The sequence below is a fragment of the Helicobacter bilis genome (genome assembly GCF_001999985.1).
Classification (GTDB): Bacteria; Campylobacterota; Campylobacteria; order Campylobacterales; family Helicobacteraceae; genus Helicobacter_A; species Helicobacter_A rappini.
The window spans coordinates 1,634,510-1,659,815 of record NZ_CP019645.1 but is presented as its reverse complement, the minus strand read 5'-3'; the positions used below and the strand labels follow the sequence as shown (position 1 = coordinate 1,659,815).

Genomic DNA, 25,306 nt, shown 5'->3' with positions numbered 1-25,306 from the left:
AAACAATCCCTACATTTCCAAAATCTGCATGAGTTCGCTAGATTCTATAATCTTAATGCCTAGCTCTTGTGCTTTGGTGAGTTTTGATCCAGCTTTTTCACCTGCGATTAGAAAGTCTGTTTTAGTGCTAATACTGCTTGAGACTTTTGCCCCAAGTGATTCTAGCTTTGCTTTTATAGAATCTCTGCTTAAAGCAAAAGTGCCAGTGATAACGCAAGTTTTTTGATAGAAAATAGAATCTGTGTTTATCTGTGTAGTTTGTGTTTGTAATTGTGGCTTTAATATCCCTTGCATTTCGTTGATAAAATCTTTATTATGGATACAAAAGTCATAAAAGCTTTGTGCCATATCCTTGCCAAAGCCCTCAATCCCTTGTAATTTTTCTATATCATAATCAAAGATTTCATAACCATAATTTGCTAGTTTTTTACTCGCTACTTCGCCTATATGTAAGATCCCAAGTGCGTGGATAAATCGCCAAAATTCCCTATTTTCTATGCTATCTTTAATCGCATTAATAAGATTTTGTGCCTTTTTCTCTTTGAATCCTTCAAACTTTAAAAAATCTTCTTCCTTTAAGCTATAAATATCTTTACACTCTTTAATCACGCCATTATCGACTAAAAGCTCTATAATGCTACTGCCTAGCCCATCAATATCCATACATTTTTTTGAGGCAAAATGTATGAGTTTTGCCTTGATTATCGCATCGCAATTTGGATTTGTGCAATAGATATAAATATCTTCATAGCTTAACTCATGACTGCATATAGGACAATGCGTGGGCTTTTCTATCTTTATTTCATCACCCTTTCTTCTCTCATGCAATACTTTTGTAATCTTTGGAATCACATCGCCACTTCTAACAAGCAGACAATAATCGCGTATGCGTATGTCTTTTTGGTCTATCTCTTTGTAGTTATGCAGTGTCGCTCGACTAATAAATGCACCATCTAGCGGTGTGGGCTTAAAGTTTGCAACGGGTGTAATGATACCAGTCCTGCCAACTTGTGGTGTAATAGATTCTATATTTATCACAACTTCTGTTGCGGGGAATTTATACGCACAAGCAAACCTTGGGGCTTTCTGTGTAAAGCCTAGCTTATCCTGCAAGGCTAAATCATCTAGCACAATCACAAAGCCATCAAGCATAAAAGGATAGTTATCCCTATCATTTAGAATCTTTTGATACTCACGCTCAATAGATTCTGCATTCACTCTTTCTAAATATCTAAAGGAGCTAAAGCCAAACTCTGGTAATAGCATAAGCATATCATAAAAGCCCAAATTAGATCTTTTCGCATATCTTTCTAGCTCTTTCATATCAACACTGCCTATACCCCATGCTACAAAGCTTAGATTTCTCTCTCTTGTGAGATTAGAATCTAGCTGTCGCATACTCCCTGCGGCAGCATTGCGTGGATTTGCAAAAAGGGCTTTATTATTCCTTTCTTGCTCTTTGTTTAGTCTCGCAAAATTCTCTTTAGATAGCACGACTTCGCCCCTTATCTCTATGCTGCCTTTAAAGGGGATTGTATGCGGGAGAGAATGCAGGGTCTTTGCATTTTGCGTAACGACTTCGCCTATCTCGCCATCGCCCCTTGTAGTTGCACTTTGCAAGATTCCATTTTCATATAAGAGATTCAGACTCATGCCATCATATTTTGGTGAGATACAAAAGGCTAGATTGTTTATAGAATCTATTTGTGTTTCTGTATCAAAAAGCGTTGGACTTAATGTAGTCTTTTGGACTCTAGCTATCGCATTTGATAGCTTTGTAAGCCACTCATCTAAATCGCTTGGGTTAAAAATATCTTCTAAACTCCACATACGCTTTTTATGCTTATTTTTACTAAAATCTTTTAGAATCTTATCGCCTATTCTTTGCGTTGGGGAATCTTTTGCGATTTTATCAATATTATTTTCTTCATAAAGTTTCACTGCCTTATATAGCATATCATATTCAAAATCACTAGCAATAGGGTCATCTAACTCGTAATAATGCTTTGCATAAAGGTTTAGCGTTTTAATAGATTCTAAATATTCTTCATAGCTTTTAATCTCTTGCATAGTTGCCCTTTACTTATCATCTTGGTCTTGTATCTTTTGTATTAATACTCTTGCAAACTTTTTCTTACCTTTTATATAAGGAAAATATTGTTCTTTTAAAATGATTTTGAAACCACATTCTAACACACCATTTAGAATCTGCCTTGCTGATACTGCAAAAGGTTTATCATAATCATTTGGGATATAACTGCGATCTACCAACAATACACCGCTATCATCAAAGATTCTATACACATCTGGAATCTCAATTAGTGGCATAAATTTTAAACGACTTTTAGTGGGGCGATCTTTTATAGGAAAATTTGTAAAAAAATGCCCTGCGGCTTGGACTGGGACTCTTTTTGGATTTAGATACCAATCTACACGGGTATATCCCGCCCATGCTTTTTTATCGGCAAAATAGGGAATAAAAGATGGCGTAATGCAATTTGTAATATTTGAGATAATGATAAATTTCTTTTTACTGCTTATTAGAATCTGCCAATATTCTGCTGCACGAGAAAAGGGGGGATTTGTGCAAACAATATCTGCCTCTTCGTTTAGAATCCTAAGTGATTCTGTCTCTTCAAAACCACCATTATAACCTTTTGGTGTATTTAATAGCTCCCTTGCCCCTTCTTTCGTAAAGATATAGCCTTGTGTCCCTGCGTTAAATAAATCTGCTCTACTTCCATAATGAGTGCATATAAGCTTTTTAAGCTTTAGTCTAAAAAAATGTTTTATAAAATAAAGTGAAAAGGCTGAAGAATCTGTATAATCTCTATTGCTGCCTATCGCATCATCGCAATTACAAAATACAACTTTATCTTTCCATATTTTAGTAGGATACATTGAGAGTTCTTTCTCTACATCTTCCATGCGTGTATAAAACTCATCATCTTTTATCCGCATGGCTTTATCAAGTAGTAATTTTCTTGTAACTCCCCGCTCTTTCATCGTGGGCGTATTAGCAGGCTTTATAATTGTTTGCTTTTTAGATTCTTTAGTGTTTGACTTTGCAAGAAAGCAAGGGTGTGATTGAATAAAATCTACATACATATCAAACAAACTTTGATTAAAAAAGTAAATTTCTCGGCTGCGATACTCACGCAAATGCGGAAATTGATTTTTTATATCTTGCTCGATTTGACGCATATCGCTCACTTCACAAGTAAAAAGATAGCTATATGTATTATCCAGTGATATGCCTGTAATACTATTATATTCTTTCAATCTCCGCTCTAAATCATTTGTGATTCCAATCTTGCATTTGCTTGGCTCTTTACTTGCTTGAATTATGTAGAGATACTGCTTCATAGATTTGCCTTTATTGAAAGCTTTTAAGGGTTAGTCTGCTCTACTTCTGTAAAGACATTTGTTAAACCAAAATATTGTAATGCTGCCATGATTTCTACAAACTGCTGCACATTTGCATCTTTATCCGCTTTAATAATCACGCTAGTTTTAGAATCTAAGCTGCGTAAATAGCCCTGCATTGCTACCTTATCAACCTGCTGTGTGTTGATAAATATCCTGCCGTCTTTATCTAATGCAATATGAATGCGTTTAGATTCTAAGCTATTTTGTGCACCTTCATCAACTTGGGGTATTTGAATGGGGAGTTGAGATGAGACGCTAAAAGAAGCTGACATTAAAACAATCACAAGCAATACAAGCATAATATCAATGAAAGGCACAAGGTTTAGTGAATCTATCTTTTTCATGCTAGTCCTTTTTGTCTGTTGTTGTTCTAGATACTATATCTTTCATCTCTAGTCGCTTTGCTTTGTGTATGCGGTCTTTGAGATTAGAATCTGTTGTATAGCTATATGGCTTTGGTCTTTTATCTTCTCTTAATTGATTGCTTGTTAAATCTTCTCTGTAATCAAGTCGTGGATTATTCTTTGTATTTGTGTTTGGATTTGTGAAAATATCCCAATTTGTTAGAATCACTTCTGCTTTTCGCACTAAAAGGTTATAAAACACAATGCTAGGTATCGCTACAACAAGTCCCAATGCAGTAGCCCTTAATGCCATAGCAAGTCCTACCATAATGCCCTTTGTATCAAGCATACTATTTGCCCCAATGCTAGTAAAAGTTAGCATAATGCCAATAACAGTGCCAAGCAAACCAACATAAGGTGCGTTTGAGCCAATCGTAGCAACGAGTGTAAGCCGCTTGTGTAAATCAAGCTCCAACTCCCTTTTATCGCTATAATCATCAAGCCGAATGATTGAATAAAACCAAAGTCTCTCAATCCCAATGGCAATAACAAGCAAACTCAAAAACACTAAAAAACCAAAGATTCCATAATCTATATACAGCGCATAATCTGCTACCTTTTCCATAATAACCCTTTAATATGTATGATTTTTCATATTTGCTCTAGCTTCTCTATCTAGCTCTTTTCTTTTTATAGTCTCTCTTTTGTCGTATTCTTTTTTCCCTTTTGCAAGCGCGATAAGCATTTTTGCATAGCCTTTTTTATTAAAATGCACTTGTAGCGGCACGATGGCTAAACCCTTTTGACTGACTTGCCCAAAGAGTTTATCAATTTGCTTTTTATGTAAAAGCAGCTTTCTTGGACGCTTTTCATCTGGCTTAAAATAGGGATTTGTAGTGTGATGATAGGTTAGGTGCATACCAAATACAAAGGCTTCATTATTTATAATACGCACAAAGCTGTCTTTAAGATTCGCCCTGCCATTACGCAAAGATTTAACTTCACTCCCTGCTAATACAAGCCCTGCTTCAATTTGCTCTAATATAAAGTAATCATGATATGCTTTTTTATTGCGGATAATACTACTCACGATAACTCCTTTAGATTCTTAAAGTAGCTCCTTTGAAAGCACTTTGTGCATTATGTCAAACGCACTTTGCTTTGTTATATAGACATAAGACAATGCAAAATTGATAGAAAAAGATTCTGTGTGATTACACAAACACCTAATACATTCTATTATATCTATTACGCATGGCAAACCATAGAAAACTAGTCTTGAGAATCTTGGCTAGATTTTCTATCTTTGTTCTGTGAGTTTGTGCTATATGTGTCTAAAAACTTTGTATATACTATTTCCCATAAGTGATTTTTGCACTATCACGCATTTTTTTCACTTTTTCTTTTAGCACTTCTTCCATTTTTTGTTGTTTTAAAAGCTCAACAAGCTGTCCTTTTACAGAATCAAAAGTTTGTGTTGCTGGCTTATCAAGCTTTTTAAGATAGATTATGTGATAACCATAACGAGTTTTTACAGGATTTTTTGTATAAGTTCCTGCACTCATTTTTAGCACTTCTTGTGCGAATTCTGGTGCGATTGCTGGGCTATTGATAGGCAATTTCATAAGACCACCATTGTCCTTTGAACCCGGATCGATTGAGAGTTTTTTAGCGAGTTCTTCAAACTTACTTTCAGTTTTTGCTTTAGGCACTTTATTAATCTCTGCGATAATGTTTTTTGCATCTTGTTCTTTTTGCACTAGGATATGTCTTACCTCAGCATTTTGCGTTACAAATGCTTTTGGGTTTGCATCATAAAATTTCTTTGCATCCGCAACGCTTACATTAATGGTTTTTGAAAGGCTATCAACTTGTTTTTTAAGCCATAAGCCAGATAGCATTTGCAAATTTGCCATTCTGTATTCTTCACTTTTATCAAGCCCTTCTTTTTTTGCTGCATTCGCTGTAACTACACCATCAATGATTTCATCTAATAATTGCTTTTTTTGTGCTTCAGGCAATGCGTCATAATTAAAACTTGGATTTTGCTGCTTTAATGCCGAAAAGATAGAATCAGAAATCTCAATCCCATCAACATTCACAAGAACCTTTGCATTTAACGCCATTGGCATAAGGCAAAGACTAGAAATCGCCGCCACTTGTGCTACACGCTTTAAAACAAAACTTTTCATCACTACTCCTAAACTTAGAATGTCAAAAATAAGCTATAATTATAGCGATTAATTGTAAATTCGCTTATAAATACCCAAATATCACATTTGAAACACATAATAAAGGATTTAAGCATGTTGAATGGAGATAAGGAATACTATAGGGTTGTTATAGATTTGCTCAAAAACATCATTACCGCTTTGTTTGTAGCAGAACTTGGATTAATTGGGTATTTTTTCACAAATAATAATGAATATACTATTTATGGCATAGGGATTGTGTTTATTTGTCTTATTTTTGTTGGTATTATTTTCTTTAATATTGCTGAAAATTTGAGAGATTAAAGGGGTTAGTTATGAAACATGAAATTTTAGCGTTAATTATGTTATCAATGGTTGGACTTTTGCCCGTAGTATCCGGGCTATATGTGATTTATAGAAGCAAAAAAGACAAAAAAGCAACAATAAAAAAGGATTAAAATATGAATATATACATAAAAAGCTTTCATCATGCTAAATGATTCTAAATGATATAAGGAAAGCGTAGATGAAAATTAATATTAAGCCCAATTATGCAAGGACTATAATCACACAATGCTTTAAACAAGCATGGCATAGTTTGCGGTATAAATACATATTGCTTTTAAGCTTTTTACCATTTTGCTGCTCTATTTTGCTATGGGTAGTTGTGATTACTTTAAGTATTACGCATTTTGATTGGTTTTTGCACCAGTTTCCTAGCATTTGGATTAATTACGCTTTGAGTGAAGGAATCTTGCCTAAAATCTCATACTATCTACTCATATTTTTTGCGACTATTTCTTTAGTGCTATGCGGTGTGGTTTTAGTAGGTATTTGCATGAGTATTATAAACGCATTTTTAGCCCCGCTTGTAGTGCAGTTTGTGCATAAGACTTATTATCCTTATATACGGCTAAATGCACCAAATTTTATGGAATCTCTTCGTTTAAGCTCTATGTTACTTTTAAAAACCTTGCTAAAATTTATCATCTTTTCACTTGGGTGCTATTTGCTTTCATTTATCGGCTTAGGTTTTATTGGCTTAATACTTGGCATTTTTGTATATTTTCAGTTTTATTGCAAGAATCTAAATCATGATATTGGCATTAGCATTATGTCAAAAGATTCTTATAAGCTATTTTTACAGACAAATAGACTGCCACTTATTGCTATAAATATTTTTATTTTTATCCCGCTTTATATACCTGTGCTAAATTGCTTTATTGCGACATGGCAAATGCTTGTATTAACGCATTATATGTTTGCTTGGTATGGTGAAAATCATAGTGATGAAGCAAACGCATATATTGAAGATGCGGTTATTGTTGAGTAGATTCTATGCGGCTTGATTGCTTTATCACACAAAAATATACGCATATCACAAGGCAAAAAGCGCTAGAGCTTATAAAACAAGCCCAAGTCAGCGTAAATGGCAAGATTATCTTAAAACCAGCTTTTAATATAAGCGATACAGATTCTATAAGCATAAAGCAGGACTTTTTTATAGAAAGTGAGATTTTTTGTAGTAGAGCAGCATTAAAACTGCAAAGATTTCTACATAATACAGAATCTAGTGTCTATTATTCTGCATTCTATAACCCCCTGCTTTTAACAAAAGAAAATAGCTTTCTATCTCATTTCACAAAAGATTTAGTTATATGGCAAAAAGCCCATGATTCTATAAAACACAATATGGAATCTAGCCTAAAAATCTATATCACAACAAGCCTAAAAGAAATACTTCCTTTACTCATAAAAGATTCTATTATCCTTGATGTTGGAGCAAGTGCTGGGGGATTTAGTCAAGTACTACTCACTTATAAGCCAAAGCTTATAGTCGCACAAGATATTGGTAGCTTACAACTAGATTCTAATCTATCCAAAAGAGATGAAATTGTATCGATTGAAAATGTAGATATTAGAATCTTTTCACAAGATTTTCATATCTATAAAGAAAAGATTCTAGAACGCATAAAAGATTCTAAACATAGAGCCTTGAAAGAGAATCTATTTGATTTTTTAGTATGCGATGTGAGCTTTATCTCACTAGAGAATATTTTAGAATCTTTGCTTAATCTCTCAAAAACCATGCTACTTTTATACAAACCACAATATGAAGTCGGCATACAAGCAAAACGCAATAAAAAAGGTGTAATCAAAGACACGAAAATAATCTTAGCATGTTTAGAATCTTTTCTAGCATTACTAAAAGCTAAAAACGCACTCTATATTTTTGTAGAGAAATCACTCTTAGCAGGAAAGGAAGGTAATGAAGAGTTTTTTATCTTTTGTCAATTCTAAGCTACCTTATGAGCGAGTAGCTATTGGCAAATTTGATGGTATGCACAAAGCACATAAATATCTACTAGGACTTGTGGGGACAAATGGTTGTGCCCTAAGCATTGCATCAGTCAAGCCTCCCTTTATAACCCCGCCAAAAGAGCGGACAACATATACGCATATCCCCTTTTTTCGTCTCCGCTTTGAGAGTATTAAGTCATGGGATTCTATGCAGTTTTTGCAATTGCTTTTTATGGTTATGCCACATTTAAAGTGTATTGTCATAGGCTATGATTTTCACTTTGGCAAGGATAGAATGAGTCATGCAAGTGATTTATATGGACTATTAAAACTCATGGGTAAAGCCGAAGTCCAAATAAAGATTATAGCCCCACAAACTTATCTCAATATACCATTGCATACAAGCATTATTAAAGACCTTTTAAAACAAGGCGAGATACAAAACGCAAATGCTATGCTTGAGCGATTCTATCATATCAAAGGACGCATTATAAATGGGCAAGGCATAGGCAGCAAAGAACTCTATCCTACTATTAATATGAAAAATACGCTTTATTTCGTGCCAAAACATGGCGTATATGCCACCTTTGCTTATTATAATGGCATACTTTATAACGCAGTATCATTTGTTGGCAATCGCTTCAGCACTGATGAAAGATTCTGTATTGAAACCCATATTATTAATGAAACTATAAACACAAAGCATAATGAAGTAATTACAATCTTTTTTGTAGCCTACCTGCGTGATAATAAAAAGTTTTTAAACCTTAACGATCTAAAAATACAAATAGAATCTGATATAACAGATGCAAAAGAAAAACTAAGCACACATGATAGGACATATTGTAAATAGCGTGTTGTGTATGGTATAGAATCTAAGGTGGTAATAAACTAGATCTGTTGCTTGTAACTTATTGATTTAATATCTGGAGTCTCTCTTGATTCTTGCATTAGTTTTTAAACTTGCATACAGATACACAAACAAAACCTATCTAAATTTCAGCAAAACACTCTTCACACATTATAAAATGAAATGATTTTAGCTATAATACAGACTTATTTTTGGGTTTTAAAGGTGGTGTAATGGAAGTCTTTTTAGCAAGATTTATGCGTTGTAATCAAAGTCAATTTCACAAGCAAGGCTTTAGAGATTTGTTTGCTAAATGCTTTATAGCTAGGTTGTTTGTCTCAAAGTTATTTATATTAGGCTTATTTGTATATGGCATGTTTCATATCGCTCATGCAGAAACACAAAGCACACAAATCTTTGTGCCACAAAAGCCACTCACCGCAATACAAGGTAGCTTTTTAGCATGGTATCAGCAATGTGCTAAAAGAAATTATACTTCATGTGGGCTTGTCGGCAGGGCGTATTATGAGGGTTATGGAGTATTGCCAAATATGACTAGGGCAAAAAGCTATTTTACAAAGGCTTGTTATAATGGCGTTGTAGAATCTTGTTTGCTTTTAAGCAATTTTACAAAAGAGAATGCAAAGCAAGAATATATGGTGCTTTTATATCAGCAAGCTTGCGATTTAGATCATAAAGAATCTTGTCTAAAACTAAGTGATATATTACTAAAAGAAGCGATAAGCGATATAACAGATTCTAAAAAAGCAGAGATTAGCCATACGCTAGATAAGATTTGCAAACTTGAAAATGATAAGGAATGCTTTAGAAAAAAGGCATTTGAAGCACAATTTGATAGCAACGCAAATGCACTTCTTGCAGTAGAGTTTCAAAGAGATTTTGCCGCATGTAAAAAAGCCCAACAAGAACATGCTGATGATATGAGGGTGTGCGGTGAAGTTGGCATAAAATACGCAAGGGGCTTGGGTGTTACTAAAGATAAAGAAGAAGCACAAAGCTATTTTCACATTGCATGTAAAAAACATAGTGAATTTTGTCGCTATGAAATACTTGATTCTATATTAAATTAAGGTGGCTTTAATGAGAAATAATTTTATAGCATATATTGTAATATTTATGGCATTATTTAGTCTTTCTTATGGGAAAAATGGGGTGCTTAATGATGAGTGTAAAAATAACTTTAGCCCAGCATGTCTCGCCTTACTAGAACAAGCAAAAAAAGAAAATAATAAAGAAAATATCGCCCTTTATAAAACAAAACTGCTTGATATTATGGAGAGTGCATGTAAGAAAGACTATCAAACATGCCTTGTGCTTTCACGCATTTATGAAGAGAGAGAAAATGCAGCAATACAAGCGATAAAAAAAGATATACAAGCACAAAAAATACCCGCACAAATCCCCTTGCCAGATTCTAACTATACAGATGAAACAAAGAAATTTTTTACCGATACAGAATCCATTGTTAGCTTAATGCGTGAAAAGCCAGACCAAAGCAAAGCCTTGCAGTATCAAGAAAGAGCGGTAAATATGCTAGAGCATACTTGCTATGATTCTAATGTAGGGGCGTGTTTATATTTACGCTATTTCTATGAGTATGGTATCGGTGTGGCACAAAACAGACCAAAGGCAGAACGACTTGTAAATCTAGCCCTAGACTTTGCTGCAAAAGAGTGTATGCTAGGTGATATGCAGTCATGCAAACTGCTCAATCCATACAAAGAGTATAGAGAAAAGATAGCAAAAGATTTAGGTGAGCTGAATAGAAAATGCGATGAGAAAGATTCTATAGCTTGTTATCAAATAAGTCTTTATTATACACAGGACTTTTATATAAGCGATAATATCGATACATACGATGATAAAAGCGACTTTGTAAAAGCGGCAAGATTCCTACAAAAAGCCTGCAAGCTTGATACAAATGCGTGTGATGATACAATCTTTAATATCAAGTATGCAAAAGAATGTATTATGGATAATGATATGAGGGCGTGCTCTAGCGTGCAGAATGTGCGACCAGAGTTTTTCTCCCTTGCATGTGATAGCGGAGATATGACTAGCTGCTATGAGTTGCGACATTTACCTACATTTAATGATACAAAACGATATGTGAAACTTTTACAAAGAATTTGTAGGGGTGGAATCATTGAATCATGCACAGAATTAGCAAATATGTATGAAAATGGCGATCGTGTAGCAAAGAATAAAGAAAAAGCATTGGGCTTTATGCAAAGGGCTTGTGCGTGGAGTATGAAAAAAGGGGAAGCAGGGAATCATTGCTATTTTGCAGGGCTTGGATATGAGAGGGGTGAATATGTAAAACAAGATATAGAAAAAGCCATTGAAGCCTATCAATACGCTTGTCAAATAAGCGATGAAAATAGTGCTGCTTGTGAGCGTTTGGGTGTGTTACATGAGAATTACAGGCAAGATATGCGGAGTGCATTAAAGTGGTATGAAAAGGCGTGTAATTTAAGCAAAGATTCTGTAATTAGCTGTATGCAACTTGCTAAACACTCTATAAACGGGGAATATTTAGCTATAAACGAAAAAGATTCTATACGCATTTATGAAGAATTATTAGAGCATAAAGAAGCCCCACATGATGAGATTTACTACAATCTTGCAAATATTTATAGCACATTTGAGTTTCAAAATAAACACACTCATACAACAAAAGAAAACTCACATGTAAATTATGCAAAAGCATTGCAATATTACAAGAGGGCATGTAGTCTAGGCTTACAAAACGCATGTAAGAAAAAGCTTACCTTGCCAAACTTAGCCAAAGAGTGTAAGGCAGAGAATGCAAACTCATGCTATCAGTTAGCCACCTTGCTTGAATTAATACAAAAAGATTCAAGTTATCAAAATATGCTTATCATGCCAAATAAAGATTCACTACAAATAGAAATCACAAACAATACAAAACCACTTGCAAAGGGTAATGATAAAACACTTCGTCTATTACTTTACAAACAAGCATGTAAGGGCAATGTAGCAGAAGCTTGTATAAGATTCTATAATGAAACAAAAGGAGTATTTGAAAAAGACTTTGTATTGCAAGAGTCAATGTGTAAGAATCTAAAAGCCCTGCCACTTGATCAAATGCAAGATAGCAAGAATATAGATTCTATATCTAAACAAAATAAAACCAAAACACAAGAGAGAAAAGATTCTAGCAATGACTTAGGCACATTTAGCTATTCTGGCACACAAGGGCAAGGGCAAGATGAAAAAGATTCTAAGCCTGTAAAAACAACTTTAAACGCAAAGTCAATATGCCTTGATTTTGCTAAAGATGCGATAAAAGAAAGTGAATACCAAAAAGCAATTAATGCCTTAGAGCCATATCAAACAAAAGATGATGCAATAGCCCTTGATTTACTTGCAAAAGCCTACTTTTACGCAAAAGAGTATAATAAAACCTTTGATACATATAAACGCATTTATGCTTTAGATATACCAAATGACTACTTTTATTTAGCCCAAATGTATGCTAATGGTTTTGGTGTAAGGCAAAGCTATGAGAAGGCAATGAATATTTATAAATTATCGCAGTCAGCAAAAAACTATCATTCAGCTAGAAGCTATCTTGGATTAGCAGAGATGTATGCCAATGGGCTTGGAGTGCAAAAAAGTATATTTAACGCAAAAGATTACTATAAACTTGCATGTCCGCTTGATACAAACGATGAAGCAAAAGTTGCAAATGAAGCATGTGCGAATCTTGGCAGCATTATCTATAATGAAGGGGATTTTAGAACTGCACAAAAGTATTATCTAAAAGCATGTGAAATGGGCTATAATGGGGATATTATATCATGCGATAAAAAGTAGATTAAAGGGATTAAGAGAGCATGAAAAAAGCAGGTTTAGTATGTGTAGCATTATGTTTGCAAGGCTTATTTGCAGATTCTATTGATAATGCCCTTTTAGAATCTTTAAGAGAGAGTAAAGAGAAGGCAGAGATAGAAAAACACAATAAACAAAAATATAATCAAGCAGATTCTAATCTTTTTGAATCTAGCACCAAGCGTAATGACAACCTAAAACCGCATGTAGTTAAGCCACATTCACGCTCACCTTTTCGTTATCATCTTATTCAAAATGAAAATACGCAAGATTTAGAACCATATAAAAAGCTTACATGGTTTTTTGGCATGGGGTTTGAGTATCAATTGCCAAAGACAAATAATGATGGTAAAGCTCTTCTTAGCACAGGCTTACAACTTGGACTTTTTACGCGTTTTTCACGACATCAAGGACTTAGATTCTCACTGATAAGTAACTATAACTTAACTTTAAAAGATGAGTTTTACAGCATTGGCGGGGCGATTGATTATTTTTATGATGTGTTGCTAGAGGGACGCCTTTTGAGTGGGTTTGGCGTATTTTTTGGAGCAGCAGCTTTAATGCCACTTAGCATATATGACACGCCAAATGTTGCTGCTAGAATCGGACTAGCAGTAAGCGGGATTGGCACTCGGGTAGAAGTGTATGGTGGATATCCTATCTATCAAGATTTGAGACTAAATAATACTATTGTTGTTGGTGTCAATTTACATTATCTTTTTTAGATTCAAGGCTTTTCATGCGATTTGGGAAAATAGAATACTTAAATTTATTGCCATTTGATGTATTTTTGAAAGGATATAGAACAAGCAATAGTTTTAAAAGCACTTGCAATTACAAAAGAAGCTATCCTGCAAAGCTAAATAAAGAGTTTTTATTTCGTCGTATTGATGCTGGTTTTATCTCATCTATCGCGGGAATGAAAGCACACTATAAGACAAAGGCATGCAAAGCAGGTATCATAGCTTATAAGGAAGTATGGAGTGTGCTTGTTTTAGAATCTAGCCCCGCAAGTGATTATCAGTCAGCAACCTCTAATGCGCTTTGCTTAGTGCTTGATTTAAAAGGGGCGGTATTAATCGGCGATAGGGCATTAAAATACCACTATGATTGCATGTATGCTAACTCTAAAAAATCTAATTCTAAACGACATGATTCTATGAAATCTGCTTCTACATATTTGACTTATAAAAATCTTAGTTCCAAAAATTCTAATTTTCAAAACTCTACTCTTAAACATAACAAGCCATCAAAATATTATGATATGGCAAAATGCTGGTATGATAAGACTGGTCTCCCCTTTGTTTTTGGTCGTGCATGTTTTCATACAAATGATACTTTTTATAAGAATCTTATAAAAGATTTTAATCACAAATTAGGACAAGGAAAGAGATATAAGGGAGTTAAGATTCCACACTACATACTTATGCCTTATGTGAAAAAAATTGGCATTACAAAAACATTTGCCATCAAATATCTAGAACATATTTATTACAAAATAGAAGCTAAAGAACACCATGCCCTAACCCTTTTTTATAGATACTTGCGAATAAAAGGGATAAAAGCACCGAAGAGATTTTAGAATCTCCCCTTAAAAATTCGTTATAATTGCTTATTATTTTTTTGTTTCATGGTAAAGAAAAAGGATATAAAATAATGCGGTATTTACTTGTAACACGCGGTATGCCTTTATGTGGGAAAACTACATGGATACAGCAATATAATTTAGAATCTTATGTATTGAATCCAAAGCATTTTCAGCGACTCTTACACGCACCTATGCTTGATGATTCTGGAAAATTTACACAGCCAAAGCAAAATGATAAGCTTGCGTATCAAATGCTTTTTACAGCCTTGCAGTCAAGAATGGAACGTGGTGAGTTTATCATTATAGAAGATTTGCATATATTAAAATCATACTGGAGTAACTACAAAGAAATGGCAAAGCATTATGCCTATGAAGTGCTTATAGTAGACTTTAGTGATGTGCCTTTTGAGACAATTTGTGAGAGAAACAGCACACAAAAAGACCCTTATACAAAAGAAGAGTTACAAACTCTCTATAACACCATGAATAATGAAGAGATTCCTATTAAATGTAAGATTATAGCACCAGATGAGATTAAAGCAATGCTAGATACAGAGCCTTATAATCTCAATGGCTACAAGATAGTCCATCACATAGGCGATATACATGGCTCATATCATGTATTGAAGCAATATCTAAAAGATATGAAAAATGATGAGTTTTATATCTTTCTTGGGGATTATATTGACAGGGGATTCCAAAATTATGAAGTACTAGAGTTTTTAATGCAGATTATGGATAGAAAAAATGTGTGTTTGCTTGAGGGTAATCATGAGAAATGGCTATGGGAGTGGGCAAATAATAGAGAGGTTGAGTCAAAAGAGTTTCGCTTTAGCACGCAGATAGAGTTAGAGCAAAAAGGCTTAGATAAAAATGATGCAAAAAGATTGTATCTCAAATTAAAGCCCTATCTTTTCTACAAATTCCATGATAAAAGAGTGATTTGCACACATGGTGGAATCTCAAATATGCCAAAGCATTTAATCCTGCTTAGTGCCGCACAAAGCATACATGGCGTAGGCTCATATCTTAATGCAAGCAGCATTTCACAGGCATTTGCATACAATACACCAGAGAATTTCTATCAAGTATTTGGACATCGTAATAAAACGGGGCTGCCTATACAGCTAAATGATAAAAACTTTATTCTAGAATCTCAAGTTGAGTTTGGGGGCTATTTACGCATATTGCAGTTAAACCAGCATGGCTTCACAGATAAAAGCTTGAAAAATACCATTTTTATCCCAAAAGAAGAGAAAGAAGCACAAAGAAAGCTGCAAAAATTTTTCGATCATCTTTTACATAACAAGCGATTTATATTGAAAGAAAACAGGGATTTTATCGGTGTAGAATATCCCTCAATCAAGCGACCAAAGGATTTAGTCGAGCTTATACACGCATTTTACCCCTGCATTATTGATACAAAAAAGTGGCAGTTTGTAGCAAGAGGATCTCATCTAAGCCAAGATAAAAACCCTTATTTTCAAGCAAATAAAGAGAGTGTCTTAGAGCATGTAAGATTTCCTTTACATATCACACAAAAGCTTTTTAGTAAGCAGTTTATCATCTCTTTTTACAACAATAACTTTTATATGTTTAAAGATTCTATAATGGAATCCAAATTGCCAAAATTCTTACGAGATAAAGATAAACAAAAAAAGCTTATAGAATATTTTAGGAATAAATCACATTCCATGCTTTTTGCTCAAACAAATAGACATGAGATTTATCTGCTTGATATATTCCCTAATCTTACTCAAGCAACAGCCCTGCCACAAAGCGAGAGAGAGAAAATCGCAGAAATACTTCACATAAAAACACAAAAACTTCTTTTTACAATCAATAATAAAGAAGAATTTAGTGCTTTTATAAAAGCTATCAATAGCTTTAATATGCGTATCGCTTCAAGCAAAACACTTCAAGTAAATAAAATAGATTCTAATGCGATTGATAAAAATAATGATTCTACAAATACAGCACAAGATAGCACAAACGCTACTTCAATAAACACAGAATCTGACTCTTTAGAATCCATGCCTTTAGAGCTACATATCTTAGAATCTAGTGCTTTAAACATACGCCCTAATGTATCTTTTAGTGGCTTTTATGTGGTTGATACTGAAGGCAACTATTTTACAATACAGACTTTATATAAGCATGAAATGCAGGTTTGCTTGGAGCTTGTTAAAGTGTGGCGTATGCGTGATGAGATTGCCCCTTTATCATGGGTGAATAGCCCATTTCGCCTTGCTTTTATGCGATGGTTTAGTGCCTTTGCCACGCAAAATGATTGGAAAAATATGCCAATATCATGGATACAAAATGCGTTTATACATAATTTAGTTAGCAATGAAAATGCTACACAGATTCTATGTGATTTTACGATTTAATAGCTTTAAATAGGTAGATTTATGTTTGTTTTTGGAGATTATATCTACACAGATTCTAAACGCATTTTGCAAGCTTTTAGCTATGATGAGGTTATGGCATGTTTGCGTATCATGCAAAATCATACAAAAAGAAAAAAGAAGGGCTATTTTGTCGGCTATTTAACTTATGAATGTGGATTACTTTTGCAAGATTCCTATTATGGTATGCAAGGTAGTAAAAATCTAGATTCTAAACAACTTGAGCGAAGTGCGGGATTTAAGGTACAAACAATAGAGAATCAGGCAATAGAGAATCTAGATTCTAAAACTTGTCATACTGAGACTTTAGTCGAAGTATCTAAAGTTTTAGAATCTAAAAAAGATTTTTCAACTTTTGCAGCAACTCACACTTGCAAGAATATAGATTCTAAAAAATCCACACCCCAATGCCCTACACCCGCCCAAGTAAAAGGAAATATAGAATCTAACCCCAGCACAATTAAAACAAATAATACAAAAGAACCACTTCTCTACTTTGAGCTTTTTTTAAAACGAAGGAAATTTAAACCAATCCAAAAAAAATATCAAAAAAATAAACTCTTTGAGATAGTAAAACCCCTTGATAAAAAGCGATATAAACTCGACTTTTCACGCATTAAAGAAAATATAGAACAAGGGCATACCTATCAGGTAAATTACACACAAGAGATTCTATTATCCCCGCTATTAAAAAAAGATTCTTTTACTTACTTTAAAATTCTATCCAGTCGGCAAAACACAGCTTATAAAGCCTATATCACAAATAAACATGTAGAGATTTTATCCCTATCCCCAGAACTCTTTTTTCATTATAAAAATCACACTATCACAACACAACCCATGAAAGGCACAATAAAGCGTGCATTTATAGAGAAAAACAAAATAAAAAACGAAGTAAAGCCAAATCTAAAACTCTACAAGCAATATAAAAAGATTCCAAAAATAAAGGGCATTGACAAAGTAAGCGATTTTTCTAACCTTAAAACACTGCATTATGATTCTAAAAATCGCAGCGAAAATGTGATGATTGTAGATCTATTGCGAAATGATTTAAGTCGCATAGGACTGCAAGGAAGCGTGCGTGTCAAAGAACTATTTGCTATCCGCACCTATCCTACGCTACATCAAATGGTATCAACAATACAGGCAAAACTGCCAAAACACTATGGAATCATTGAGATTTTAAAAGCACTATTTCCATGCGGGTCTATCACAGGTGCGCCAAAATACAAAACCACGCATATAATCAGCGAGTTAGAACAGCGAAAAAGGGGGGTGTATTGCGGTGCTATTGGTGTGATTAGCAAAAAAGAGTGCATTATGAGTGTGCCTATCCGCACACTTTATAAGCCCAAGCAAGAAGTATATTATCACTATGGTGTCGGCAGTGGAGTCGTATGGGAATCTTTGGCAGAAGAAGAGTTTAGTGAATTGCAGTTAAAATGTAAATTCTTAACTGATATAAAATTTTAAACAATAGTCTCTAACTTTAGAATCCAAAAGAACTTCACAAAACCCTAAAGTGCTAATTTATACTTAATGATTCTATGGCATATAAAGTAAAACAAGCAAAGCAATACAATATTATAGAGATAGAGTAATAATAAAATTGTATTCTCTTCTATGTTATCTGGCAATAAGTTAGATAATATTCCAAAAAGTATGAGTAATAGCACTTTGATTCCAAAATAAGTCAAAATACCAATAAATAAAGTGTAAGTCTTCTTACGATGGACTAAGGCTACCACCATAAATATAAACACAATCTCTTGTAAAACAGATAGTATAAAAAGTGGAATGAGTCTCCATATAAAATCTAGCGTCTTTTTAAAAAATACTAAAAGGTCGTGTATCGATGATATGCCGCTTGTGCCTGCATAAAGGGCAAACACAAAAGCCGCAAAAATCACTAAAAACCATAAGAAATAAATGAGAATCTTTGCGCCAATAATGCTCTCAATACTCACAGGCAAAGCATGTGTTAAATAGGCGTGTTTCCCAAAGACACCTTGATAAAAGCTTATAGCCGCACTTAGCACATAGGTGATGCTACATATAAAAAACGCAAAATATTGAATCCCTATCAAAATGAAAAATGTAGCAGAATGCGGATCATTATTGATAAATATAAGCAGATTTATCGCCATGATAATACATACGATAATAAGCAAGATTCTAGACATGAGAAACTCATGCTTACATATTTTTAGGGCGTGTGAGATATGCGTTTTAAATGGGGTTTTTGCTATTTGCATGATATTCCTTACTCTTTAGATTCTGTATTTTCAAGTTGTTTTAAAGGCTTTATAGTGCTATCACTCGCATAATATCTAAAGCTATCTTCAAGGCTATTAAAATCTATTAATAACTCCTCCTTACTACCATAAGCCATAGCCTTTTTATTCAAAAACAAGGCTTTAGTGAGAATGGCTTCTACACTAGAGATTAAATGTGTAGCAATGATAGTCGCTCCACTCTTACAATATGTAGCAATCAGCTTAAAAATCTCATCACGGCTAATCACATCAGCCCCAGCTAAAGGCTCATCAAAAAGATAGAGTTTTGCCTCCCTTGCAAGCATGAGTGATAGGGCTAACTTTTCTGCTTGTCCCTTTGACATTGTGCTAATTTTTTGTGTCGGCACTACATCTAATAGCTGAAAAATCTCTAAAGCCTTCTTATCATTAAAATCACTGAAAAAATCCTTGAAAAACGCAATGCTTTGCAAGCCATTCATGTGTGAGTATAAAAAATCTCTATCAGGCAAATAGGCAATATGCTGCTTAAAAAAGATGAGATTCCTTTTATCCCTTAGATTATGCCCTAAAAATTCAATATCGCCAGTGTAATCTGTAAGCATTGAAGTAATGATTTTAATCATTGTGGTTTTACCACCGCCATTTCGCCCTAAAAGCCCGAAAATATCGCCACTATTTAGCGTAAAGCTAATATTATCAAGAGCTATTATTCCATCATAATGTTTGCTGACATTGTGTAGGTTTAGTATCGTTTCCAAAAAGTAGTCCTTAAATAAAATAGGAATTCTAACAAAATTTTATGCATTGTTTGAAAAACTCATCTAAAAATTCATTAAACCATTAATCAACCTATAAATATGCCTTCTTGTTGCATAAGGTAACATATAGTTAAAAACTATAATATTAAGTATTTTTTATAATTTTAGTTAGTATAAATAAAATATACCAATGCATTATTCTTTAACACATTTTATAACCATTCTCTAAAAAATCATGTTATTTTTGCTTTTATAACAAAATATTTTATACTCTAAAAGTATTCATGTTTGCAACATGAGAATCATGTAACATAAAGGAATGGCAATGAAAAAAGAGATTGACTTAAATAGTGATATGGGTGAGTGCTTTGGTCCATGGATTATCGGTGATGGTGTTGATGATGAGATTATGCCCCTTATTAGTAGCTGTAATATTGCGGCAGGATTCCATGCGAGTGATCCAAATATTATGCGACACTCTGTCCAGCAAGCCATAAAAAATAATGTAGCAATAGGTGTTCATCCGGGCTTTAGGGATTTAGTAGGTTTTGGTAGAAGATTAATTATTGCAAAGCCAGATGAATTAGTGAATGATTGTATTTATCAGCTTGGGGCATTGCGAGAGTTTATAGGGATTGAGGGGGGCAAACTCCACCATTTTAAACCACATGGCTATCTTTATATTCATGCCTCTAAAGATAGAGATTTTTCTACACAATTAATACAGGCTTTACAAAAAATAGATTCTAAACTTCCTATTTATTGCATGGAAGGCACAATTACTTGCGATGTTGTGAAAGAGTTAAAACACCCTTATGTGCGAGAGTTTTATGGCGATAGAGATTATGGTGATGATGGACAGCTTGTTATGGTAAGACGCGCTAGAGCTTACACGCCAGATGAGGTTGCAAAAAAAGTATTGCAAGCATGCAAAGAAGGCACGGTAACAAGCGTTACAGGAAAGACCATTGAAGTAGATTTTGATTCTGTATGTATTCATAGTGATACAGCTGGGGCATTGCAGCTTATTGGGGCAACAAGAAAGCTTTTAGAGCAAAATGGCATTACCATCAAGCAACCAGTGGTGCATGGATTATAGAGACTAGTCTCTAATCTTTGTTGTGTTGCACAAAGCGAAATCTCGATATGGAATCTAGAGGATATTTTTGCTTTTTGAAAGACTTAAAACAACAAGATTGGATTCTAGATCTTAATTTCATTGCAAAATAGTAACGCATAAATAAAGGCAATAAGCAACTACTTTTAAAACACGAATATGTTATGGAATCTAACCCTGTGTATCTCTCTATACAACTTCAATGGATATAGAGGGCTAGATTCTAGCAAAATTACTTATAAAGGAAACAACATGGCAGAAGTTTTAAGCCCAATACCAGGAACATTTTATAGGAAACCAAATCCAGATGCAGCGCCTTATGTAGAAGTAGGCAGTGTAGTAGAGGCAGATACAACGGTGTGTCTTGTAGAAGTGATGAAAACTTTTAATGAAATCAAGGCAGGTTCAGCTGGAAAAATAACAAAAATTTGTGCGGAAAACGAAGCATTTGTAAATCCGGGTGATGTGCTATTTGTCATTGAATAGAGTGTTAAAGAGATAGAAAAGATTCTAAGCAATATTTTTTAATAGCGATTTAAATCACAAAGTCTAGAAGCATATAGAATCTTTTCGTGTTTTACAATAAAGATAAGATTTTAAACTCTTAAAGATTCTAATAACAAAAGACTCTAAATATAGAATCTTTTAAGTAATCAAAATATTTCTAGTAATTAGATCTACTAATGATTTTAAATAGAATAAGCCCAAGATTCTAAGCTATGCTAGATAAGCTGAAATGGTTGTAGAATCTAGAGTTATAGAATCTCATCTTAAAAGTAAGGCTTAAAAGTAATGATAGCTTAAGGTAATGAAAGGAGCAACATGTCATACAAACCTAAGAAAATTAAGAAAGTTTTAATCGCTAATCGTGGAGAAATTGCAGTGCGTGTTATCCAAGCAGCACATGAGCTTGATATGCTTGCAGTGGCAATTTGCAGTGATGCAGATATTGGAAATCTCGCTTCACAATTAGCCGATGAAGTCGTGCATATTGGTGAGAATCTAGCACATAAAAGCTATTTAGATATGGATAAAGTGATTGATGCGGCAAAGCAGGTAAATGCCGATGCGATTCATCCAGGCTATGGCTTTTTGAGTGAGAATCCAGTGTTTGCGAAAAAAGTGGTAGATGCGGGTATGATCTTTGTTGGTCCAAGTAGTGATATTATCAAAACAATGGGCGATAAAGCCGCAGCGATTCTGAAAGCAAAAGAAGCAAATGTACCGACAATACCGGGCAGTCCAGTATTAAGCGATGTGGAAAATGCCATAAGTGAAGCTAAGAAAATAGGCTATCCAGTCGTTATCAAAGCCATTGCAGGTGGCGGTGGCAAGGGTATTCGTATTGTGCAAAATGAGCAGGATTTAAAAGAGCAGTATGTCATAGCAAGCAGTGAAGCGTTAGCAGCCTTTGGAAATGGTGGCGTGTATTTAGAGGCATATCTACCAAAAGCAAGACATATTGAGGTGCAGGTTTTAGGCGATGGAAAAGATGTGATTCATCTCTATGATAGAGAGTGTTCCCTGCAGAGAAGAAGGCAAAAAGTCGTAGAGGAAGCCCCAAGCCCAGCCCTTAGTGCTGAAATGCGAGAGAATCTTTGCAAGAGTGCCTTAGGTCTTGCAAAGCTAGTAAATTATAAAGGTGCTGGCACACTTGAATTTCTCTATGATGAGGAAAGGGGTGGATTTTATTTCTTAGAGATGAATACAAGAATCCAAGTCGAACACGCCATTACAGAGATGATAACAGGTGTAGATTTAGTGCGAGAAATGCTGCGTATTGCCGATGGTGAGCCTTTAAGATTCAAGCAAGAGGATATAAAAATCAAAGGGCATTCTATTGAAATACGCATTAACGCTGAAGACCCAAGCAATAATTTCTTCCCAAGTCCGGGAAAAATTAGCGAAGTCTTTTATCCCACCGGCTCTGGAATCCGCGTAGATAGTATGCTTTTTAATGGCAGAGTAATTCCACCTTTTTATGATTCTTTAGTAGCAAAACTCATTATCTATGATGAGAATAGAGCGATGGCTATTTCTCGTATGAATAGGGCATTAAGACAAGTAAGGATTGAGGGTATTAAAACAACCCTGCCTTTATTTAACGACTTATTTAAAGATGAAGATGTTGCAAGTGGTAACTATCATATCAATTTCTTAGAATCTTGGATGGCAACACATAATAATAAAGGAGCATAGCATGTTTAGATATACATTTGGTGGCGATACATTTTTGTATGTGGAGGTAAGCGAAGAGGGCATGAGCCTTGAGGCTTTCTTTCAAGCGATGGCGATTTGTGATAAATTACGCGAGAGAAATATCAAGGGCATTACAGAGATTTGCCCGGCAAATGCGTCTTACATGGTTGCATTTGACCCTGATATTTTGCATTATAATAAAGTGCTTGATATATGTAAAGAGTTAGAAAAAGAAGTGCAAAGCACGAATGCAGAGATTATGACAAGGTTGATTGAATTTCCTGTATTTTACCAAGACCCTTATACACATGAAACCTTAATGCGATTTAGGGATAATCATCAAGTGAGAGCAGAAGATTCTAAATTTGATCCAAACACCACGGACATAGAATACGCAAGTAAGATAAATGGCTATGATAGCGTAGAATCTTATATTAAAGCACATTCAGAAAATCCATGGTTTGTAAGCATGATAGGCTTTGTAGCAGGGCTTCCATGGCTATATCAGCTTGTAGAGAGACAAAAGCAAATAGAAGTGCCAAAGTATCTAAAAGCACGGATTGACACTCCAAAGCTTACCATTGGACATGGTGGCTGCTTTGGCTGTATCTATGCTGTGCGTGGTGGTGGTGGCTATCAAATGATGGGAATAACCCCTGCACCTGTATGGGATCCAGCTCAAAAGCTTGAATACTTTAAAGATTCTATGGTATTTTTAAAACCAGGGGATATTATCAAGTTTAAGCCTATTGATGAAGCAACTTATAATAAAGCGGTAAAAGAAGTAGAAGATGGCACATTTACACTAAAAAGTGCGAATGTAAAATTCTCACTACAAGAGTGGCAAAAAGACCCAAATAATTACAATAAAAAACTTTTGGAGGTATTCAATGGCTAAGATTAAAGTAATAAATCCCGGACTTGCAACCTTTGTAGAAGATAGCGGACGCTATGGATACTATCATTTAGGCATTCCGCCCGGCGGGGCATTAGACCAAATGTCCTTTAAGGCTGGAAACTTGCTTTTAGGCAATGATATAAATGCTGCTGCACTTGAAGTGGCTTTAATGGGACCCGTTTTAGAGTTTGAAGAAGGTGGCTTTGTCGCTATTACTGGAGCAGAAATGACTCCTATTGTAAATGGTGAGAAAAAGGCTAGTCATAGTGTCGTTGAGATTCCAAAAGGTGGGACACTAAGTTTTGACTTTTTGCGAGGTGGTGCTAGAAGCTATATCTGCGTGAAAGGTGGCATTGATGTGCCCGTTGTGATGGGATCTCGCTCTACTTATCCGCTTGGTGGCATTGGCGGATATAAGGGTAGAAAGCTTGAAGCAGGAGATATTTTACCTATCGGAGATTTCACAGAGAAACCACAAGTTGGCAAGGCATTGCAAGATGAATATAAGATTAAGTTAGAATCTATTGAGACATTACGCGTAATCATGGGCTTACAAGACTATAAACTCACAGAGGATTCTGTAAAAGGACTTTTTGAAGACACCTTTGTTGTATCAAGCGAAGCTGATAGGACTGGTTATCGTTTTAAAAATGGTCGTAAATTTAAATACAAAGACTTACCGCAACCATTTGGCGCAGGAAGCGATCCTAGCAATATTACAGACGCATGTTATCCAGTCGGCTCTATGCAAGCACCGGGTGGAAATGAACCTATTGTGCTTTTAAGAGATGCACCAAGTGGCGGGGGCTTTGCTATGTATTGCACGGTTATTAGCTGTGATTTAGATAGAATGGGGCAACTACCACCAAACCATAAGGTAAGATTCCAAAAAGTTAGCATGGAAGAAGCCCTAGAAGCAAGAAAGGCTTATCAGGCAAAATTACAGGCTTTACAAAAAAGCTTGTAATGCTCCACCAAACACCATTTAACACAACCTACTAGCCTATTACATTCTATTGTAATGGGTGTTTTAGGGTTTGTCGTAGCTTGTGCATACGACAAAGCAATGAAAAGCATTTTCAAAATCA

Annotated in this window: 23 protein-coding genes and 1 pseudogene; 16 read left to right on the top strand and 8 right to left on the bottom strand. The window is 34.7% G+C overall.

Translation table 11 applies throughout. The annotated features are described in order from the left end of the window. Positions 1-9: 9 nt before the first annotated feature. From ligA to XJ32_RS07665, 6 genes and pseudogenes are all read right to left on the bottom strand, one after another. Complete coding sequence (gene ligA / locus XJ32_RS07690; RefSeq protein WP_077388902.1) at positions 10-2,070, bottom strand: NAD-dependent DNA ligase LigA; 2,061 nt, start codon at positions 2,068-2,070, stop codon at positions 10-12. A 9-nt stretch (positions 2,071-2,079) separates the two neighbouring features. Next, positions 2,080-3,366: an adenine-specific methyltransferase EcoRI family protein gene (locus XJ32_RS07685; RefSeq protein WP_077388901.1), complete on the bottom strand. Its 1,287-nt coding sequence runs from the start codon at positions 3,364-3,366 to the stop codon at positions 2,080-2,082. Between the two features lie 23 nt (positions 3,367-3,389). Next, the gene (locus tag XJ32_RS07680) at positions 3,390-3,773 is read right to left on the bottom strand and encodes an ExbD/TolR family protein (protein WP_005217492.1); all 384 of its coding nucleotides are present in this window, start codon (positions 3,771-3,773) and stop codon (positions 3,390-3,392) included. Positions 3,774-3,966: 193 nt separating this feature from the next. After that, positions 3,967-4,398, bottom strand: a pseudogene (gene exbB, locus XJ32_RS07675) (TonB-system energizer ExbB); the annotation flags it as partial. 9 nt (positions 4,399-4,407) lie between these two features. After that, positions 4,408-4,863, bottom strand: coding sequence for an SsrA-binding protein SmpB (gene smpB / locus XJ32_RS07670; protein ID WP_005217496.1), 456 nt, complete (start codon positions 4,861-4,863; stop codon positions 4,408-4,410). Between the two features lie 262 nt (positions 4,864-5,125). Beyond that, positions 5,126-5,965 (bottom strand): peptidylprolyl isomerase, encoded by an 840-nt coding sequence (locus tag XJ32_RS07665; protein ID WP_020995394.1) that lies wholly within the window; start codon positions 5,963-5,965, stop codon positions 5,126-5,128. A gap of 114 nt (positions 5,966-6,079) precedes the next feature. Here XJ32_RS07665 and XJ32_RS07660 point away from each other — a divergent pair, with 114 nt between their 5' ends. The 11 genes from XJ32_RS07660 to XJ32_RS07615 all read left to right on the top strand — a co-directional run bounded on the left by XJ32_RS07660 (position 6,080) and on the right by XJ32_RS07615 (position 18,461). Next, the gene (locus XJ32_RS07660; RefSeq protein WP_077388900.1) at positions 6,080-6,289 is read left to right on the top strand and encodes a hypothetical protein; all 210 of its coding nucleotides are present in this window, start codon (positions 6,080-6,082) and stop codon (positions 6,287-6,289) included. A gap of 11 nt (positions 6,290-6,300) precedes the next feature. After that, positions 6,301-6,423 (top strand): hypothetical protein, encoded by a 123-nt coding sequence (locus XJ32_RS13205; RefSeq protein WP_004084506.1) that lies wholly within the window; start codon positions 6,301-6,303, stop codon positions 6,421-6,423. A 68-nt stretch (positions 6,424-6,491) separates the two neighbouring features. Beyond that, positions 6,492-7,298, top strand: coding sequence for an EI24 domain-containing protein (locus tag XJ32_RS07655; RefSeq protein WP_077388899.1), 807 nt, complete (start codon positions 6,492-6,494; stop codon positions 7,296-7,298). A gap of 5 nt (positions 7,299-7,303) precedes the next feature. Continuing rightward, complete coding sequence (locus tag XJ32_RS07650; RefSeq protein WP_077388898.1) at positions 7,304-8,266, top strand: SAM-dependent methyltransferase; 963 nt, start codon at positions 7,304-7,306, stop codon at positions 8,264-8,266. Continuing rightward, positions 8,235-9,119 (top strand): bifunctional riboflavin kinase/FAD synthetase, encoded by an 885-nt coding sequence (locus XJ32_RS07645; RefSeq protein WP_077388897.1) that lies wholly within the window; start codon positions 8,235-8,237, stop codon positions 9,117-9,119. Before XJ32_RS07650 ends, XJ32_RS07645 begins: the two co-directional genes overlap by 32 nt. Positions 9,120-9,349: 230 nt before the next feature. Beyond that, a complete protein-coding gene (locus XJ32_RS07640; RefSeq protein ID WP_077388896.1) occupies positions 9,350-10,207 on the top strand; it encodes a tetratricopeptide repeat protein in 858 nt (285 codons plus the stop codon). A gap of 10 nt (positions 10,208-10,217) precedes the next feature. Further along, positions 10,218-12,977: a tetratricopeptide repeat protein gene (locus XJ32_RS07635; protein ID WP_077388895.1), complete on the top strand. Its 2,760-nt coding sequence runs from the start codon at positions 10,218-10,220 to the stop codon at positions 12,975-12,977. Positions 12,978-12,997: 20 nt separating this feature from the next. Further along, positions 12,998-13,717 (top strand): hypothetical protein, encoded by a 720-nt coding sequence (locus tag XJ32_RS07630; RefSeq protein WP_077388894.1) that lies wholly within the window; start codon positions 12,998-13,000, stop codon positions 13,715-13,717. A gap of 14 nt (positions 13,718-13,731) precedes the next feature. Then, a complete protein-coding gene (locus XJ32_RS07625) occupies positions 13,732-14,574 on the top strand; it encodes an MqnA/MqnD/SBP family protein (protein ID WP_077388893.1) in 843 nt (280 codons plus the stop codon). 74 nt (positions 14,575-14,648) lie between these two features. Then, on the top strand, positions 14,649-16,970 hold the full coding sequence (locus XJ32_RS07620) for a metallophosphoesterase (protein WP_077388892.1): 2,322 nt from the start codon (positions 14,649-14,651) through the stop codon (positions 16,968-16,970). Between the two features lie 21 nt (positions 16,971-16,991). Further along, positions 16,992-18,461 carry a chorismate-binding protein gene (locus XJ32_RS07615; RefSeq protein WP_077388891.1) on the top strand — a complete coding sequence of 490 codons (1,470 nt, stop codon included), beginning with the start codon at positions 16,992-16,994 and terminating at the stop codon, positions 18,459-18,461. 44 nt (positions 18,462-18,505) lie between these two features. On the opposite strand, the gene XJ32_RS07610 is transcribed toward XJ32_RS07615, so the two are convergent. Both XJ32_RS07610 and XJ32_RS07605 read right to left on the bottom strand, forming a co-directional pair. Beyond that, complete coding sequence (locus XJ32_RS07610; RefSeq protein ID WP_077388890.1) at positions 18,506-19,243, bottom strand: hypothetical protein; 738 nt, start codon at positions 19,241-19,243, stop codon at positions 18,506-18,508. Between the two features lie 8 nt (positions 19,244-19,251). Continuing rightward, positions 19,252-20,004 (bottom strand): ABC transporter ATP-binding protein, encoded by a 753-nt coding sequence (locus XJ32_RS07605; protein ID WP_077388889.1) that lies wholly within the window; start codon positions 20,002-20,004, stop codon positions 19,252-19,254. 325 nt (positions 20,005-20,329) lie between these two features. On the opposite strand from XJ32_RS07605, the gene pxpA reads away from it, so the two are divergent. The 5 genes from pxpA to XJ32_RS07580 all read left to right on the top strand — a co-directional run bounded on the left by pxpA (position 20,330) and on the right by XJ32_RS07580 (position 25,185). Further along, complete coding sequence (pxpA, locus tag XJ32_RS07600; RefSeq protein ID WP_077388888.1) at positions 20,330-21,103, top strand: 5-oxoprolinase subunit PxpA; 774 nt, start codon at positions 20,330-20,332, stop codon at positions 21,101-21,103. Positions 21,104-21,373: 270 nt separating this feature from the next. Further along, on the top strand, positions 21,374-21,607 hold the full coding sequence (locus XJ32_RS07595; RefSeq protein WP_077388887.1) for an acetyl-CoA carboxylase: 234 nt from the start codon (positions 21,374-21,376) through the stop codon (positions 21,605-21,607). Positions 21,608-21,943: 336 nt separating this feature from the next. Further along, positions 21,944-23,320, top strand: coding sequence for an acetyl-CoA carboxylase biotin carboxylase subunit (locus XJ32_RS07590; protein WP_077388886.1), 1,377 nt, complete (start codon positions 21,944-21,946; stop codon positions 23,318-23,320). A 1-nt stretch (position 23,321) separates the two neighbouring features. Continuing rightward, positions 23,322-24,218 carry a 5-oxoprolinase subunit B family protein gene (locus XJ32_RS07585; protein ID WP_077388885.1) on the top strand — a complete coding sequence of 299 codons (897 nt, stop codon included), beginning with the start codon at positions 23,322-23,324 and terminating at the stop codon, positions 24,216-24,218. Then, positions 24,211-25,185, top strand: a complete 975-nt coding sequence (locus XJ32_RS07580) for a 5-oxoprolinase subunit C family protein (RefSeq protein WP_077388884.1) — start codon at positions 24,211-24,213, stop codon at positions 25,183-25,185. The genes XJ32_RS07585 and XJ32_RS07580 overlap by 8 nt, the downstream gene beginning before the upstream one ends. Positions 25,186-25,306: the final 121 nt, after the last annotated feature.

Coding starts and splice junctions, on each gene's coding strand:
- ligA (WP_077388902.1), bottom strand. CDS start 2,070: ATGCAAGAGATTAAAAGCTATGAAGAATATTTAGAATCTATTAAAACG.
- XJ32_RS07615 (WP_077388891.1), top strand. CDS start 16,992: ATGTTTGTTTTTGGAGATTATATCTACACAGATTCTAAACGCATTTTG.
- XJ32_RS07595 (WP_077388887.1), top strand. CDS start 21,374: ATGGCAGAAGTTTTAAGCCCAATACCAGGAACATTTTATAGGAAACCA.
- XJ32_RS07590 (WP_077388886.1), top strand. CDS start 21,944: ATGTCATACAAACCTAAGAAAATTAAGAAAGTTTTAATCGCTAATCGT.
- XJ32_RS07580 (WP_077388884.1), top strand. CDS start 24,211: ATGGCTAAGATTAAAGTAATAAATCCCGGACTTGCAACCTTTGTAGAA.
- XJ32_RS07655 (WP_077388899.1), top strand. CDS start 6,492: ATGAAAATTAATATTAAGCCCAATTATGCAAGGACTATAATCACACAA.
- XJ32_RS07665 (WP_020995394.1), bottom strand. CDS start 5,965: ATGAAAAGTTTTGTTTTAAAGCGTGTAGCACAAGTGGCGGCGATTTCT.
- XJ32_RS07650 (WP_077388898.1), top strand. CDS start 7,304: ATGCGGCTTGATTGCTTTATCACACAAAAATATACGCATATCACAAGG.
- XJ32_RS07620 (WP_077388892.1), top strand. CDS start 14,649: ATGCGGTATTTACTTGTAACACGCGGTATGCCTTTATGTGGGAAAACT.
- XJ32_RS07610 (WP_077388890.1), bottom strand. CDS start 19,243: ATGCAAATAGCAAAAACCCCATTTAAAACGCATATCTCACACGCCCTA.
- XJ32_RS07630 (WP_077388894.1), top strand. CDS start 12,998: ATGAAAAAAGCAGGTTTAGTATGTGTAGCATTATGTTTGCAAGGCTTA.
- XJ32_RS07685 (WP_077388901.1), bottom strand. CDS start 3,366: ATGAAGCAGTATCTCTACATAATTCAAGCAAGTAAAGAGCCAAGCAAA.
- pxpA (WP_077388888.1), top strand. CDS start 20,330: ATGAAAAAAGAGATTGACTTAAATAGTGATATGGGTGAGTGCTTTGGT.
- XJ32_RS07680 (WP_005217492.1), bottom strand. CDS start 3,773: ATGAAAAAGATAGATTCACTAAACCTTGTGCCTTTCATTGATATTATG.
- XJ32_RS07645 (WP_077388897.1), top strand. CDS start 8,235: ATGAAGAGTTTTTTATCTTTTGTCAATTCTAAGCTACCTTATGAGCGA.
- XJ32_RS13205 (WP_004084506.1), top strand. CDS start 6,301: ATGAAACATGAAATTTTAGCGTTAATTATGTTATCAATGGTTGGACTT.
- XJ32_RS07635 (WP_077388895.1), top strand. CDS start 10,218: ATGAGAAATAATTTTATAGCATATATTGTAATATTTATGGCATTATTT.
- XJ32_RS07660 (WP_077388900.1), top strand. CDS start 6,080: ATGTTGAATGGAGATAAGGAATACTATAGGGTTGTTATAGATTTGCTC.
- XJ32_RS07625 (WP_077388893.1), top strand. CDS start 13,732: ATGCGATTTGGGAAAATAGAATACTTAAATTTATTGCCATTTGATGTA.
- XJ32_RS07585 (WP_077388885.1), top strand. CDS start 23,322: ATGTTTAGATATACATTTGGTGGCGATACATTTTTGTATGTGGAGGTA.
- XJ32_RS07640 (WP_077388896.1), top strand. CDS start 9,350: ATGGAAGTCTTTTTAGCAAGATTTATGCGTTGTAATCAAAGTCAATTT.